General features: G+C 40.3%; 13 protein-coding genes and 1 tRNA gene. 8 read left to right on the plus strand and 6 right to left on the minus strand.

What is annotated here, in order from left to right; translation table 11 throughout:
• The first annotated feature begins 20 nt into the window (after window positions 1–20).
• A complete protein-coding gene (locus tag EP1X_RS04210) occupies window positions 21–1,400 on the plus strand; it encodes a hypothetical protein (protein ID WP_055282005.1) in 1,380 nt (459 codons plus the stop codon).
• Window positions 1,401–1,610: 210 nt separating this feature from the next.
• Here the strand turns inward: EP1X_RS04210 and EP1X_RS04215 are convergent, their stop codons facing one another.
• Together EP1X_RS04215 and EP1X_RS04220 are read right to left on the minus strand one after the other, a co-directional pair.
• A complete protein-coding gene (locus EP1X_RS04215; RefSeq protein ID WP_055282007.1) occupies window positions 1,611–2,621 on the minus strand; it encodes a deoxyhypusine synthase in 1,011 nt (336 codons plus the stop codon).
• A gap of 49 nt (window positions 2,622–2,670) precedes the next feature.
• Window positions 2,671–2,997: a hypothetical protein gene (locus EP1X_RS04220; protein WP_055282009.1), complete on the minus strand. Its 327-nt coding sequence runs from the start codon at window positions 2,995–2,997 to the stop codon at window positions 2,671–2,673.
• Between the two features lie 84 nt (window positions 2,998–3,081).
• On the opposite strand from EP1X_RS04220, the gene EP1X_RS04225 reads away from it, so the two are divergent.
• The 5 genes from EP1X_RS04225 to EP1X_RS04245 all read left to right on the plus strand — a co-directional run bounded on the left by EP1X_RS04225 (window position 3,082) and on the right by EP1X_RS04245 (window position 8,015).
• The gene (locus EP1X_RS04225) at window positions 3,082–3,738 is read left to right on the plus strand and encodes a YfcE family phosphodiesterase (RefSeq protein ID WP_055282011.1); all 657 of its coding nucleotides are present in this window, start codon (window positions 3,082–3,084) and stop codon (window positions 3,736–3,738) included.
• A gap of 46 nt (window positions 3,739–3,784) precedes the next feature.
• A tRNA-Ala gene (locus tag EP1X_RS04230) sits at window positions 3,785–3,861 on the plus strand.
• Window positions 3,862–3,988: 127 nt separating this feature from the next.
• Window positions 3,989–5,614, plus strand: a complete 1,626-nt coding sequence (locus EP1X_RS04235; protein WP_253276540.1) for an acyl CoA:acetate/3-ketoacid CoA transferase — start codon at window positions 3,989–3,991, stop codon at window positions 5,612–5,614.
• 122 nt (window positions 5,615–5,736) lie between these two features.
• The gene (glyS, locus tag EP1X_RS04240) at window positions 5,737–7,440 is read left to right on the plus strand and encodes a glycine--tRNA ligase (protein WP_055282013.1); all 1,704 of its coding nucleotides are present in this window, start codon (window positions 5,737–5,739) and stop codon (window positions 7,438–7,440) included.
• 65 nt (window positions 7,441–7,505) lie between these two features.
• Entirely contained in the window at window positions 7,506–8,015 is a 510-nt protein-coding gene (locus EP1X_RS04245) for a DUF402 domain-containing protein (protein WP_055282015.1), read from the plus strand.
• Here the strand turns inward: EP1X_RS04245 and EP1X_RS04250 are convergent.
• Window positions 7,998–9,161: a nitrous oxide reductase family maturation protein NosD gene (locus EP1X_RS04250; RefSeq protein ID WP_055282016.1), complete on the minus strand. Its 1,164-nt coding sequence runs from the start codon at window positions 9,159–9,161 to the stop codon at window positions 7,998–8,000. The genes EP1X_RS04245 and EP1X_RS04250 overlap by 18 nt on opposite strands.
• Window positions 9,162–9,216: 55 nt before the next feature.
• On the opposite strand from EP1X_RS04250, the gene EP1X_RS04255 reads away from it, so the two are divergent.
• Window positions 9,217–9,501 carry a DUF167 domain-containing protein gene (locus tag EP1X_RS04255; protein ID WP_055282019.1) on the plus strand — a complete coding sequence of 95 codons (285 nt, stop codon included), beginning with the start codon at window positions 9,217–9,219 and terminating at the stop codon, window positions 9,499–9,501.
• Here EP1X_RS04255 and EP1X_RS04260 read toward each other — a convergent pair.
• From EP1X_RS04260 to EP1X_RS04270, 3 genes are read right to left on the minus strand one after another with little or no spacing between them, the layout of a single operon-like run.
• Complete coding sequence (locus EP1X_RS04260; protein WP_055282020.1) at window positions 9,492–9,848, minus strand: hypothetical protein; 357 nt, start codon at window positions 9,846–9,848, stop codon at window positions 9,492–9,494. The genes EP1X_RS04255 and EP1X_RS04260 overlap by 10 nt on opposite strands.
• A gap of 33 nt (window positions 9,849–9,881) precedes the next feature.
• Window positions 9,882–10,712 carry a PhzF family phenazine biosynthesis protein gene (locus EP1X_RS04265; protein WP_172672595.1) on the minus strand — a complete coding sequence of 277 codons (831 nt, stop codon included), beginning with the start codon at window positions 10,710–10,712 and terminating at the stop codon, window positions 9,882–9,884.
• A gap of 34 nt (window positions 10,713–10,746) precedes the next feature.
• Window positions 10,747–11,751 carry a phosphorylating glyceraldehyde-3-phosphate dehydrogenase gene (locus EP1X_RS04270; RefSeq protein ID WP_055282024.1) on the minus strand — a complete coding sequence of 335 codons (1,005 nt, stop codon included), beginning with the start codon at window positions 11,749–11,751 and terminating at the stop codon, window positions 10,747–10,749.
• 178 nt (window positions 11,752–11,929) lie between these two features.
• Here EP1X_RS04270 and EP1X_RS04275 point away from each other — a divergent pair, with 178 nt between their 5' ends.
• A complete protein-coding gene (locus EP1X_RS04275; RefSeq protein WP_055282026.1) occupies window positions 11,930–13,654 on the plus strand; it encodes an endonuclease/exonuclease/phosphatase family protein in 1,725 nt (574 codons plus the stop codon).
• Window positions 13,655–13,666: the final 12 nt, after the last annotated feature.

Here is a 13,666-nt window from a genome sequence, read left to right on the forward strand (position 1 = left end):
GTATCAATGAGGGGTGTGGGATGATCGGAATGTTCATCTTCGGAGGGAAGAAAAAGGAGGAAAAAAAGAGAAGGGTAGAGGAGAAGAAACTCCGACTGCCGGAATCTGTTTTGGTCGCGATACAAAAGTTCCACGCACGTGCAAACAAAGGATATATAAAACTGGTTGCGGAGGCCGATCCTGAAAAAAATGAAAGTAGGGCCATGAGAATAATGGATGCAGAGCAACGGCATGAAGAGGGAAATATGTATATATCGGCACTAAAACAAAAAAAATACCAAAAAGTGGGTGCGTTCACAAAATTTGAAGAAAGACCCCCAAGAGGTCTACCCATCGTGCACGGATTCCTCGCACTCCTTCTCTCCTATCACAGCGGAAAAGTCCTCCCGGAAATTGGGCACGCCGTAGGCGACGCCATTGACAAGTATTACTTCGCAGGAGAACGAGATATTAGCGATATCAAAAAGAACCCTGAGGAGTTTGCAGCGCTGGTCGCGAGAGAGTTAAAGGAAAACAACATCATAACTGACGAGGAAAAGGCAAAACAGGCAATACTTAGAGGGCTTCCTACGATCATAAGAATTGCAGAGAAGCTATGGCCAGAGAACCACGATCCAGAACACCTCGAAAAAGCATCTAACGCATTGTATAAAGGCGTAGAAGATCCAATCCACATCCTTAGGCAAGTAGGCATCGACATAGAGCCAGAACTGGAAGAATTCCGGCAGCTACTCGCGGAGATTAGTGGGAAGGAGGTAAGGCCGAAATTCCCCGAAACGAAGAAAGCAGTCGAGGAGGAGCTCAGGGCAAAGGGGGTGCCAGAAGAACAGATAAAGGTGGTGGCGGCACGACTGGCAACAGCTGTTTGGCTGGAGAACCAGCTCCGCGCGCTGAAGGAATCATCCACTGCACGACTCTACGGTGGGGTGTCGCTCATAGAGATCAGAAACCTGAGGGAAAAAATAGTGGCGAAAAAGCACGTGGCGGAGAAGGCAATGGAGCACATAGAGAAGTACTGGATGAAGGGAGCAATACTGCCCCTAGAGGAAAGGCACATCGACCCGAAGATGTTGCCATTCGTCAGGGAACATGCAGCAGGTATGATGAAGGATATAAAGAACCTCGCCGAACGGGTGAAGAGAGGGGAGTTGGACCCGCAGGACGTTAGAAACATTCTGACAATAGAGAGGGATCTGCTGGACGTAACCCATGAAGCGATAGAGAGAACGATTGGGAACCCAGAAAACCTCATGAAAAACAGAGGCGCAAGGGGAGTTGAAGATAAGTTTATGATAAAGAGGGAAGCGATTGAGGCCATGCACATAAAGCTAAAACCGCACTTCGAAACGGCGAGAGTGAAGGTTCCCGTAAAAGGAGATCTAATATTCAACGAGCTTTAGTGTTCCCTAAGCTTTTTCAAACAAATCCCTAGTCTCGAAGACGAAGTAGTCTTCGCGCTCAAAAGACCTTGAGGGCCAAAGTTGTCTTTCTTACGCGCCGTTCACCGTAGATTATAATCAGTTCAGCTTCCTCACTCTCTTAATATTCAAGGATTGCGGATCAAAACCCTGGTGGAAAAAGTAAAAAGAGTTTGCAATCTAAATGCAAATTTACTCTTTCATTACCATCCATACCAAAATCGGGAACACTAATGTAGCATCGCTCCAAATTTCAACATAATCTGCTTTTGCTTTTATTTTGCCCCAGCTTACCCCTTCGCTTGGTGGAGCTCCGCTAAGTGAACCATCCCAAGGTATTGCTGTGGTAATGTAGATGGCATAATCTGTCCCGCCCCTAAAAAGATTGGCATTAATTATCGCATGTTTTGGAAGGGAACCTCCTAAAATAATCGAGGCTGTTTCTTTTGCTGTTATCGCCAGATTGTTCAGCTTAACTATATCATTGGCAATATCTATAATGAGCTCCTTGTCTCCTCTCTCTTCTTTGAAGAAGTAGAGCATATCCCCGAATGATCCATCAGTGAGAGCTGGACAGAAGATCGGAATGTTGTTTTTATATGCCCAATAAATAACACTCTTCTCTTTCTCTTTCCCAAGCTTTTCGTCCATATATCTTCCAAGTTCGTAGATAACTTCACTTGCTGTCAGAATCCCTCTTTCTCTTTCAATTTCAAGGATCCTCTCAAAAAAGGGGATCATGTATTTCTCAAACTCTATATATCGATCGTTGGGCACAAAAATGTTCCCGATTCTGTTTATACCTTTTTCTCTCATTTCAGCATCATTTACATGCCAATCCCCTAGGAGGAAAGGTTTTAGTGCTTTGATGAAATCCTCTTCAACGCCTCCAGCAGTGGTTACAATAACATCGACCTTTCTATGTTTAACAAGATATGCAATAAGTTCTCTAAGGCCGGATGAGATTATATTAGAAGTATACCCCAAGAACACTCTAACTTCATCACCATTTGCTCTCTTCTTCTCAATCTTTTTCCATATCTCAATAGCCTTTCCTAAGTGAGTGGCCTGAAATCCTAAGTTAGTATACTTTTCAATAACTTCTTCCAAGCTTTTAGAATCTTCAAGCCATGGGCCTACAATTGGAATTTCTTCTATGCCTTCTGTCGACGATTCTTTAAGAACTGACTTTTTAGGATCCAAAGTGCTCACCTCTGATGAACATTGGGTGGGAGTCTTAAAGGTTTTGTGATTATTCAAGTGACTTAATGGCTTTTAAAAACCTCTCAATGACATCTTCTGGAGCGCTTTTCTTAGGACTTCTCTTCATTAGGGGTTTCTCACCGTTTTTATATCTTTCAAACCACTCGAAAACCTGATCTAAAGCCTCTCTAAAATTGCTCACTGGTTCAAATGGTTCATCGAGGTAGTATACTTCCTCATTTTTCAAGTCATACACTAAGACTGCTGGATAAATTTGATCATCTTTACATGGGCATTCAGAATCTATGCTAACCTCGATTACAAAGTCCTCCACTTCCAGGAGGCCTTCCTCTTTAAGTGTTTCTTTCCACCCCATACATTTATGGATTTGAAACCCAAGTTTTAAACCTAACCGCCAAACATTTAAGCTTCTTTGTGTATTCTGTAAGCGGTGAGGAAAATGAGGATAGTTGCAGTAACTGACATTCATGGGAGGGGAAACAAGGCCCGAGAATTTTTAGAGAATATTAAGGAAGAAACTTTTGATCTTCTTTTGATAGCTGGTGATCTAACCCATTTTAGAGGAAGAGAGGCAGCCTATAACATTATAAAAGAATTCATCAACCTGGGAGAACCCTTTTATGCTGTCATGGGTAACTGCGACGGTAGAGATGTTCTTGAAATGCTGGAAGAGTTGAATATAAGTCTTCACGACAGAAGAGTGGAATTTAAAAACGTTGGCATTATTGGAATAGGAGGTTCAAACATCACACCATTCTCAACTATATGGGAGTTCAGTGAAGAAGAGATCTGGGAGATTTTGATTAACAACTATCAGGATGGCGATATAATACTCTCTCACGTCCCACCAAAGAACACAAAAGTCGACAAAACATTTGTTGGGACTCATGCAGGGAGCAAGGCCTTACGGCGATTCATAGAAGAAAAGCAACCTCCACTTGTAATATGTGGCCATATACATGAGGCGATTGGGATAGATGAGATCGGGAGGACCCTTATTGTAAACCCTGGACCCCTATCAAGAGGACATTATGCTATAATAGACTTTGATGAGAATGAGAAAAAAGTGAAGGATATAACTCTTGAGAGGTTTTAATGGATGGAAAACTTTTTAAGTTGGCTTTAAAGATAAAAATCGGGATGGGCCGGTAGCTCAGTTTGGGAGAGCGCTGGCTTCGCAAGCCAGAGGCCGCGGGTTCAAATCCCGCCCGGTCCACCATATTCTTTTGGTAATGTTTCTCAGCTCTTGGGAGAACAGTTTAAAGGATGAATGTACAAACTCTTCTTGGCGTATGTTATAACCATCTTCAGCAGTTGTTTACTACCATCTTATGGAGGAATTAAGAATGATGAGAAAAATATTAAAAAGTGAAGAAGCCGTTGAGAAAATTCCGGATAATTCAGTAGTTGCGATTTCAGGTTTTAACCTTTTAGTGGCTCCAGAATACCTTATTTTAAAACTTTATGAGAGGTATAAACAAACAGGCCATCCAAAAGGTCTCTTTCTTGAAGTGAATCCAATACCAACAGCTCCAGGGAGAGTTCTTGATAAGATTGCAACGGAGCTATACAACGATCCTGACCAAGAGTTTTTGTCTGGAATTTTGGTTACTTATCCTGGCTGGTCTCCCACATTGCAAAAGATGATTCAAGAAAATAGAATCGAAGGGTACACCTGGTCAATTGGCACAGCTTCTTGGTTCTTCAGGGAAGTTGCAAGAGGTTTACCTGGTGTATTAACTAGGGTTGGACTTGGTACATTTCTTGATCCAAGAGAAGATGGGGGATATTTGAATGAATTGGCTAAAGAGAGAAAGAGGTGTAAGATTGAGGTCATTAACATTCAGGGGAAAGAATATCTGCTATATCAGGCCCCCAAGCCAACTGTAGCTCTTATCAGAGGCACAACAGCTGATGAACTTGGAAATATCACAACAGAAAAAGAGGGGAGTTTCACGGAGATACTTAATTTAGCTCAAGCTTCAAAAGCTGAACCAAATAAAGGTATTGTAATCGCTCAAGTAGAAAGAATTGCCCGATATCCATCGTTACATCCTCAGGACATTAAAGTGCCTGGTCCTCTTGTAGATTATGTTGTTGTGGCTCCTCCTGAGTTCCACATGCAAAGTGCGAATATTCATTACGATCCTAGAGTGTCAGGAGAGGTCATTCCTCCAATTACCTCGAACTCGACTTTAAAACCTATGTTAAATACCCAGAAGGTTATTGCACGACGGGTTCTACTAGAAATGATAAACCTTGTGAAAAAGCTTGGAAGACCAATTTTGGTCAACTTGGGTATAGGAATACCCACTGGAGTTGCTGAAATTGCAATGGAAGAAGGACTTCAAGAGTATGTATTAACAACAGTTGAATCTGGGCCATTTGGAGGGATTGCACTAAAAGGACCAGACTTTGGAGCTTCTATTGGCCCTTTTGCCATAATTTCTCAGCCTGATCAATTTGCCAACTACGAAGGGGGAGTAATTGATGCAGCGAGTCTAGGGTTTATGGAAGTAGATGAAAAGGGGAACGTAAATCCCTCTCTGCTCCCCGGTAGGTTGCCAGGTCCAGGAGGATTCCCTGTGATTTCATATGGTTCACCAAGAATGTTTTTTGCCGGTCACTTTACAGCAGGTAAAAAGAAGTTAGAGATAAGAAATGGAAAGCTCAACATAGTGAAGGATGGAGAGATTGAGAAGTTTGTTAAAAATGTGTACAAAATAGTGTATAATGCAGCACTTGGATTGGAGAAAGGGCAAGAGGTCATTTACATTACAGAAAGAGCAGTTTTTAGACTTACAGAGAAAGGACTTGTTCTTGAGGAGTATGCCCCAGGAATTGATGTAGACAAAGACATCCTAGACAAGATGCAGTTCCGACCTAAAATTAGTAGAAAACTAGACGAAATGGATGAAAGATTATTTAAGAGGGGCTCTATGGCATTAAAAGAGGAGATAGAAGCGATTTAAGCTAATATTTGAAGTGATAAGTCTAGTTTTATCTTGGGGAAGCTCAGCTCTTTTATCAATTTTTCAAAGATTGGGGCAAAACTTTTTTAGGTGCTTTCCCTTCATGCACTAAGGTGGTGGTAATGGTGAATAAGTATGAGGCTCTTCAAGACTTGATGAGAAGGAGAGGTTTTGCGTGGGGTAGTTTTGAAATCTACGGTGGAGCGAGAGGTTTTTACGATTACGGTCCTCTTGGAGCTACAATAAAGAGGAAAATTGAGAAGAAGATTAGAGAAGCTTTCATAAGGGAAGGGTTCTTTGAAATTGAGACTCCTGATATTACTCCAGAGGAGGTTTTTATAGCTTCAGGACACGTGGAAAAATTTGTTGATCCATTAACTGAATGTAAGAAATGTGGCTCAAGATTCAGAGCGGATCACATTGTGGAAGATGTTCTTGAGATAGACACAGAGGGCCTAAGTGCAGAGCATTTAACTCAGTTGATAAGAGAGCATGATATAAAGTGTCCCGAATGTGGGGGAGAACTTTCTGATGTTTGGTACTTTAATCTGATGTTCGAGACTTATATTGGTCCTTACAAAGATAAAAAAGGATACCTCAGGCCTGAAACTGCTCAAGGCATATTTGTAAACTTTAAGCGTTTAAACAACTTTGCAAGAAACCAGCTTCCATTTGGAGTGTTTCAAATTGGCAAAGCTTATAGAAATGAAATCTCTCCAAGGCAAGGAATGCTCAGACTTAGAGAGTTCACTCAGGCAGAGGTGGAGATCTTCTTCAATCCAAACGAAACTGAGCATCCACATTTTGATGAAGTGAAAAATGAAGTTCTTCGTCTTTATCCAATCGAACATCAGCTCAAAGACTTAGGAATGATTGAACTCTCCTTAGAAGAGGCTGTTAAGAAAGGTTATCTTCTGAATACTTTCTTCGCTTACTACATGGCGATGGTTAAGAGGATTCTCCTTGATATCGGTATTCCTGAGGACAAGATAAGATTTAGGCAACAATTACCCGAGGAGAGAGCTCACTACTCCACTGACACATGGGACGTAGAAATCCACAGTGAAAGGTTTGGTTGGATAGAGTGTGTGGGTATAGCATACAGAGGAGATTATGACTTGAGCAAGCATATAAAGGAAAGCGGTGCAGATTTAACCGTAATGATCCACTATAAAGAGCCTAAGAGCATTAGAAAGCTCAAGGTTTCTCTTAACATGAAGCGCGTAGGACCTAAACTAAAAAGCGATGCAAAGAGGATTAATCAAAAACTGCAAGAGATGAGTCAAGAAGAGCTTAAAAAGATAGTTGAGGGGCTGGAGCAGATAGGGAAGGTTATCATTGACGGGTATGAGCTTGAGAAAGATGATTTTATTATCAAAGAAGTTGAGGAAAAGATAACTGGTGAAAAAATAGTGCCCCATGTCCTAGAGCCGAGCTTTGGTATAGACAGACCATTCTATCTCCTTCTCGAGAATTCATTGGTTGTGGATGAAGATGGTAGGGTTTATCTGAAAATTAAAAAGGATATGGCCCCAATAGAAGTTGCAGTTCTTCCATTGGTGGCAAAGGAACCTCTCACAACAATTGCCTATGACATCTTCAGAACCCTACAGAAGGAAGGATTTATCGTGGTTTACGATGAGAAGGATACAGTAGGAAGGAGATATGCAAGGTATGATGAGATAGGAACTCCCTATTGTGTGACAATAGACAATCAAACCCCTGAAGATAATACTGTAACAATCAGGGACAGAGATACGAGAGAGCAGATTAGGGTTAAGATTGAAGAGCTTCCAGAGAAGTTAAGGGAGCTTATTTTTGGATGATTTCCTTTTTTCTTCATTGTCTTGTACCGAAGGATTAATATATCTCAAAATGCAGTGAATTATCAATGGTCAGAAAAATTCACCTCATTTACAAGCGTGTTCCAAATCGAATTCTTGAGAGAGAAGATGAGCTCATAGCAGATCTAGGTGATATAATTGTGGCAAAGTCAAAATTTGAGGGGATGCTTACTCCACTTTTCGTTAACGGAGTCAAAGTTATTGATAATGGTTACACAATGATCTATTTTGCCTTTATTGGAGAGAAGTATGATATACTAAAAGTTTATGACAGAGAAGGCAACTTTAAGGGCCTTTACATTGATGTTCTAGCATATACTAAAAGAGAGGGTGATAATTTGGAGATGCTGGATCTGTTTTTGGATATTTTTATTTTCCCAAATGGAGAAGCATTCCTTCTTGATGAAGAAGAACTGGAGATGGCCCTTAACTATGGATTGATTGATAAAGAAACATTTGACTTTGCCTATTCAAAAGCAGAAGAAATCATCAAAAAGTTTAGAGAGGGTGCATTCCCTCCAGATGTGGTTTGGAAGTATTCACTTTCCTCTCCATAGAATGATTAAAATGGCCAAAACTGCCAAGATTGGAAATAAGTATTTGGATTCTCCGTTTTCTTGAGGGGATGAAGGTGTTGTTGGGGAGTTTGTTAAGTTATTTGGAGAGCTTGTATTCATTTCGGATTCTTCTGCAAGTTTTATAATTTCATAGTTCTCTGAAGGAAGGATTAATGGGTATTCATCCACTTTGAAAGGCCACTCTATAACACCGTCTCCATTTTCATCAGATCCATTATACGCGACCCAGTAATTGCCCAAAAATCCTTCAAAAGTCTCGTTTCCAAACTTGTAGATCACTTTTGGAGAATGAAAAGTATTCTCTCCTGCATGGTACAGATAAAAGAAGCCTATACCTTCACTTGGTTGAGATGGTTTTTCTTCGCCATAAAAATTATTCAGATAAATAGTGTTATTGTGCCCAAAGATGTACATTCCATACACTTCTGCCGCATACTCCATACCACCACTTATGGGGAGGTAAATCGTGTTTCTAGTTAATTCATTATTATTAGAACGGTCTAAGTAAATTGCTGCTCCTTTGCAGTAGCCCCCAAATGCTGCAGAGGGGTAGCACTTAATTGAGCTTACAAATCTATTGCCGTAAACCATAGAGTTCTTGACCATTACCAGATATACCCCGTAGATATTGGAGAAAAGGTATGAGTGTGGAACAAAGGAGTTATTTATGATATATAAATTCTTTGAATAATCGGCAAAAATCGCTCCTCCCTTACAGTCAGCGTCCCCTGCAAATTCACTTTTCCAATAACAATATAGATTTCCTTTGAAAATGCTATTGATAATAGTAATGTTCTCGGAGTTGACGATCCTTATTCCATAACTGCATTTAATCACTCGTACATTCTCAATTCTAACGTTTTTTGCATTCTCGAGAATTATGCCTGGGCGCTTATTATCTCCGATTATAGTCAAGTTTCGTATGAGAAGATATGCGGTAGTGTTCTTAACTAAAATGCCAGTGATATTGCTTGCATTTATGATCAAATTTTCGAGAACATATGGATCTTCAGGAATACCGGAACCAGGAAGTTCTTTTAGACTCTCGTCACCAATAAATGCCAGTTGCGTTGCATTTGCAAAGGGCACAAAAAGAAGTATAGCAAAAACCACCAGGACCCTCATTAGGCTCCCTCACGTTTAAATAGGCACCATACCTAAAATACCTTATGGTGGTTGGATGATAAAAGAGAGCAAAGAAGGAGTAATACTCCAAATCTATGTGCAACCAAAGGCAAAAAGAACTGAGATAGATGGGGTAGATGAGTGGCGCAAGAGATTAAAAGTTAAAGTAAAAGCTCCTCCTGTTGAAGGAAAAGCGAACAAAGAAATTGTAAAGTTTTTCTCCAAGCTCCTTGGAGCTGAGGTAAGCCTCATCAAAGGAGAAACCTCACGAGAAAAAGATCTTCTGATAAGAGGGGTGAGTATAGAGGAAGTTAAAAAGAAACTCGAAATTTATCGATAACGTAGAAACGCTATGTAGTAAAACGCAACCCCAATTAAAATTACACCTCCAACAAAGAGATACAGCGCTTTTTCAGGTTTTTCTCTTATCATGACCATATAACACCCCTCGGAATATGAGTATTTTATGTTCGCTTTTTTAACAAATATTTGTTCCTCTTTTACAGTGAATACCTCCTCGCCTTTATGATAAACTTTTAGAAACCCTTCTTGAATGCTTATTTCATAACTTCCAAGGTTTCCAAAGTTTCCTTCGCAGAAAGTCTTAGATAGGGTTTCACTCGGGTAAATAAAGAAGCTAAGTATCAAAAGCAATCCAACGACAATGAGATACTCCTCAATTTCCATGATGAAAGATTAGGTAAGAAGGTTAAAAAGGTTTTAGAATTCAAGCTGTCCTTCAAGGATTACCCTAGCTTCCCCTCCGACCCAGGGGTGATTTCCTTCAAACTCTACATATGCTTTTCCCTCTCTCTTTAGGGCATGCCCCTGCTCAAAGATGTAGCTATCTTTCGTTAGCTTGTCCGTGAGTCTAAGGTAACCTGCGAGAATTCCACTAGCCGTTCCTGTTACGGGATCTTCAGGAACACCAACCGCAGGAGCAAAAAACCTTCCAGCTGCATCGAATTTCGAGTCGAGTGTGTAAACGTAAACTCCAATTATTCCGTTTTCTTTGGAAAACTCTGCTAATGCCTCCATGTTTGGTTTGATGTTCATAAGCTCCTTAAACGTCCGAATGCCAACAACACCTTCTGGTGTTCCTGTTGTCATAGCCAAGGCAGGCCCTACAAGTTCTTTAACACCGAGAATACTCTTTAGCTCTTCTATATTAAGTTCGCCAATAATTTTTGGTGGTAGCTGCTTGAGCCATACCTTTCTATCTTTAATAAGGACGTCAAGCTCTCCGACTTTAGAAATCATTTTGTTTATACCTTCTTTAGCCATGCCTAAACGCCAGAGCAGATAAAACGTTGCAATAGTTGCATGTCCACAAAGAGGAATTTCGTCTCCAGGTGTGAAGAATCGCACTCGGAATCCCTTTTTCTCAGGCCAGACAAAAGCAGTCTCTGAAAGATTAAGCTCACCGGCAATGGCCAACATAGTTTCTGCATCCAGTTCAGGACAATCAAGAACAACTGCGGCAGGATTTCCTTTAAATGCTTGATTGGTAAAAGCATCTACTTTAAATGCCCTACACTTCACAACATCCACCAAAAAAGATCAAAAAGGAAATATAAAAGGGTTTCTACTTCAAAATACCAAGACTTTTGTTAGTCTTTTTGATACTCTCCCACTTATCGGCCATCTCAAACATTGCTCTTATTGCATCGATATTTTCTGGAACCACGTCACTCTCTTGATGAACCGCCTGAATGTAGAATAGCCTGTTACCCTTGATGTTGATGCTTTCCTTCCATACTGCAATCTCATAGAGGTTGTTCCATTCTCTGTGAAGATCCCTTGCAAATTCTATCAACTGAGCCGTGCTGTCAAAGCCTTTTTTCTTCTCAAAAAGCAGAACTCTTGTGGTGTTTTCAAAAATATCAATTACATCTTCTTTTGTAAGGGGCTTTTTGAGTTCTACCATCACACTGTGTACATGCATTATTGTTGTTGGGACAACAAATGCTGTGGTTTCAATGTTTATTGGAATCACTGTTTGCACGTCTGGGCCATGATGTGAAGGCACTTCAACACTTGGCTTTATCGCATTAATAGGCCCCCTCTTAATATCATTTGGATCTGCAGCTCTCCTAATCATCACTGCATAAACATACTCAATGTATTCTTTTATTGCATTCAGGGTTCTTGTTAGTCCGGTGGTATTGCATGAGACAACTCTAACGTAATTCTTCCCAAGGGCATTTTCGTAATTTGCTTGTGCCACAAAAGAGGCCTCTACAATGTTCGCCTTCTCTCCACCTTGGAATATGGCCTTAACACCAGCGTTTTCATAAAGGGTTTTGTTCTTTTCGCCCATTCCTCCTGGAGTTGCGTCAATTATTATATCTACGTCGTTTAGAAGGTCTTCGATAGTTCCAGCTACTTCAAAATTAGCTTTCTCAAATCTTGGTAAGAAATCGTTTGATGCTGCATAGACGGGAATACCAAGCTCTTTGGCCCTATATGCCTCAAAATCTGGTTTTGTCTTCGTTACTCCAATGAGCTCCATATCATCCTGTTTTGTGACTGCATAGGCAACTCTCTTCCCTATAGTGCCATACCCGTTAATCCCAACTTTAACTTTCATTTTCTTCACCGAGATATTTTATCAAAATGAAATACTTAAAGGTTATTTTCACTGGGGGTGAGAACATCTACAGTACTCTAAACAGCGTAATTGGGAAAGAAAAAGCCAAAAATCCCAAGTAAATATTTGAGAAAAGCTTAAATCTTTCGAAACATATCTTATATTCTGGTGATATTATATGAAACTATCTGAGTGGGAAAAAAGAGTCTTGGGAATTAGTGTGGGAATTTTGTTGGCATCTTCCATGAGGATCTTTGTCTCAGGAGCTTATGCAAGTCTGGAGAAAACATTCTTCTACGGAGTTATGTTTCCTTCAGGCCTTGGAATAATACTGTTTTTACTTTCCTCATTCATTGTTGGAAAAATACGAAGGAAAACAGGAGCAATTATAGTCGGCATTTATGCACTGGCTTCTCTTATAACTGATGCGACAGAATACACACATCTAATTGCAGCTTTTGTTCTCCCTGTAGCACTGGCTGTATTAAAAGAAGCAGAAATTAAGTATGTGCTCATTGGTCTTGTAGGAGATTTAGCACTTAGAATCTTAGCAGTGGGGGGAGAGCCTATTGATTTTATTCATACCCGGGTTTTGCTTGTGATATTTATTCTGGCTTTGGCATGTGTACTCTGGAAAGAACAAGGACAATTAAAAAGCCCTGGATTTGAACTTTATGGATTCGCCGTGTTGATTAATCTTGGTCTTATATATCCAAATGCAATAATGCGTTATTCTGGGATTGAAACCTATTACTTAACTCAATTTGTAGCTTATTCTTTTGTAGTGGCTCTTGCCATACTTGTTTCTCCATATCTAACAGGAAAAAAATTTACACCATTTTTGTTGATAGGTGGTGCTCTTACACTCTTTGTACAACCTTTTGGCATTATTGGGATGCCAATAGCACTTGCCTCTGCACTGGCTCTGCTAGAAGGGGCAAAGAAAAGTCGTTTTGGAGTTTTGGGGGCTTTATATTTTGTAGTGGTCTCTGTGCTTGCTATAGGAGCATATGTTGGCAGAGATATTGGAATTCCATTTATGGAAGATCATCTTGAAGCCTTAATAACATTCAGCGCAATTGTTTATGCTTTTTCTTCAAAATCAATGTCTATCAAAAGACCAAATATAAAAGAAGTAGCAGTCCCCATAGTGGGACTTGTGGTTGTCTCTCTCCTTGTACTTGCTACATTTCATCCATCGCCGATAACTGCAGAGAAAAAAACCGAGATCATAGTATGGAGTTACAATCTCCATCAAGGATTCGCCCCATATAAAGGGTCTTTTAACGGAAATGAACTGGTAAAACTTCTAAAAACCTATAATTCTGATATAATAGCGGCTCAAGAAGTTGTTGGAGGGATGATAGGAGATGGATATCAAGATGTTCCACTCCTTTTATCGGCGTATTTCGGCTATTACTACGAGTATACACCTGCTGTCGAGGGAACATATGGCGTGGCAACATTTTCCAGATGGCCACTGGAGATTATAGAAGAAAGAAACCTTAAGAGTATTGGTCAAGCTAGACCAGCGCAAAAAGTTAGAATAAAGAGTGTTAATTTAACTTTGGTAAATGTTCATATGGGCCTCTCTCCGGAGGAACGGGCCTTACAAGCAGAAGAACTTTTGGAAGTTGCACTGAAAGAGCCGATGGCTGACATGATTTTAGGTGATACAAATGCAGAACCTGAAGAAGAAGCAATAAAAATACTTCTCAGGGAGTATTATGATTCCTTTGCTGAAAGGCCGCCCTACACTTTCAATTGGGGCAATGTGGATATAGAAAACATTGATTATATCCTCATAAGGAGAGGAAGTACTCTGAAGGTTAAAGACTATGGATGGTTCCTAGATGTTGAAGTCTCAGACCACCGTCCAATTTATGTCTTAATTTCAAAATGAGAAAAAGAAACA

The organism is Thermococcus sp. EP1, from assembly GCF_001317345.1.
Classification (GTDB): Archaea; Methanobacteriota_B; Thermococci; order Thermococcales; family Thermococcaceae; genus Thermococcus_A.

Coding starts and splice junctions, on each gene's coding strand:
- EP1X_RS04210 (WP_055282005.1), top strand. CDS start 21: ATGATCGGAATGTTCATCTTCGGAGGGAAGAAAAAGGAGGAAAAAAAG.
- EP1X_RS04220 (WP_055282009.1), bottom strand. CDS start 2,997: ATGGGGTGGAAAGAAACACTTAAAGAGGAAGGCCTCCTGGAAGTGGAG.
- EP1X_RS04225 (WP_055282011.1), top strand. CDS start 3,082: ATGAGGATAGTTGCAGTAACTGACATTCATGGGAGGGGAAACAAGGCC.
- EP1X_RS04235 (WP_253276540.1), top strand. CDS start 3,989: ATGATGAGAAAAATATTAAAAAGTGAAGAAGCCGTTGAGAAAATTCCG.
- glyS (WP_055282013.1), top strand. CDS start 5,737: ATGGTGAATAAGTATGAGGCTCTTCAAGACTTGATGAGAAGGAGAGGT.
- EP1X_RS04245 (WP_055282015.1), top strand. CDS start 7,506: ATGGTCAGAAAAATTCACCTCATTTACAAGCGTGTTCCAAATCGAATT.
- EP1X_RS04250 (WP_055282016.1), bottom strand. CDS start 9,161: ATGAGGGTCCTGGTGGTTTTTGCTATACTTCTTTTTGTGCCCTTTGCA.
- EP1X_RS04255 (WP_055282019.1), top strand. CDS start 9,217: ATGATAAAAGAGAGCAAAGAAGGAGTAATACTCCAAATCTATGTGCAA.
- EP1X_RS04260 (WP_055282020.1), bottom strand. CDS start 9,848: ATGGAAATTGAGGAGTATCTCATTGTCGTTGGATTGCTTTTGATACTT.
- EP1X_RS04270 (WP_055282024.1), bottom strand. CDS start 11,751: ATGAAAGTTAAAGTTGGGATTAACGGGTATGGCACTATAGGGAAGAGA.
- EP1X_RS04275 (WP_055282026.1), top strand. CDS start 11,930: ATGAAACTATCTGAGTGGGAAAAAAGAGTCTTGGGAATTAGTGTGGGA.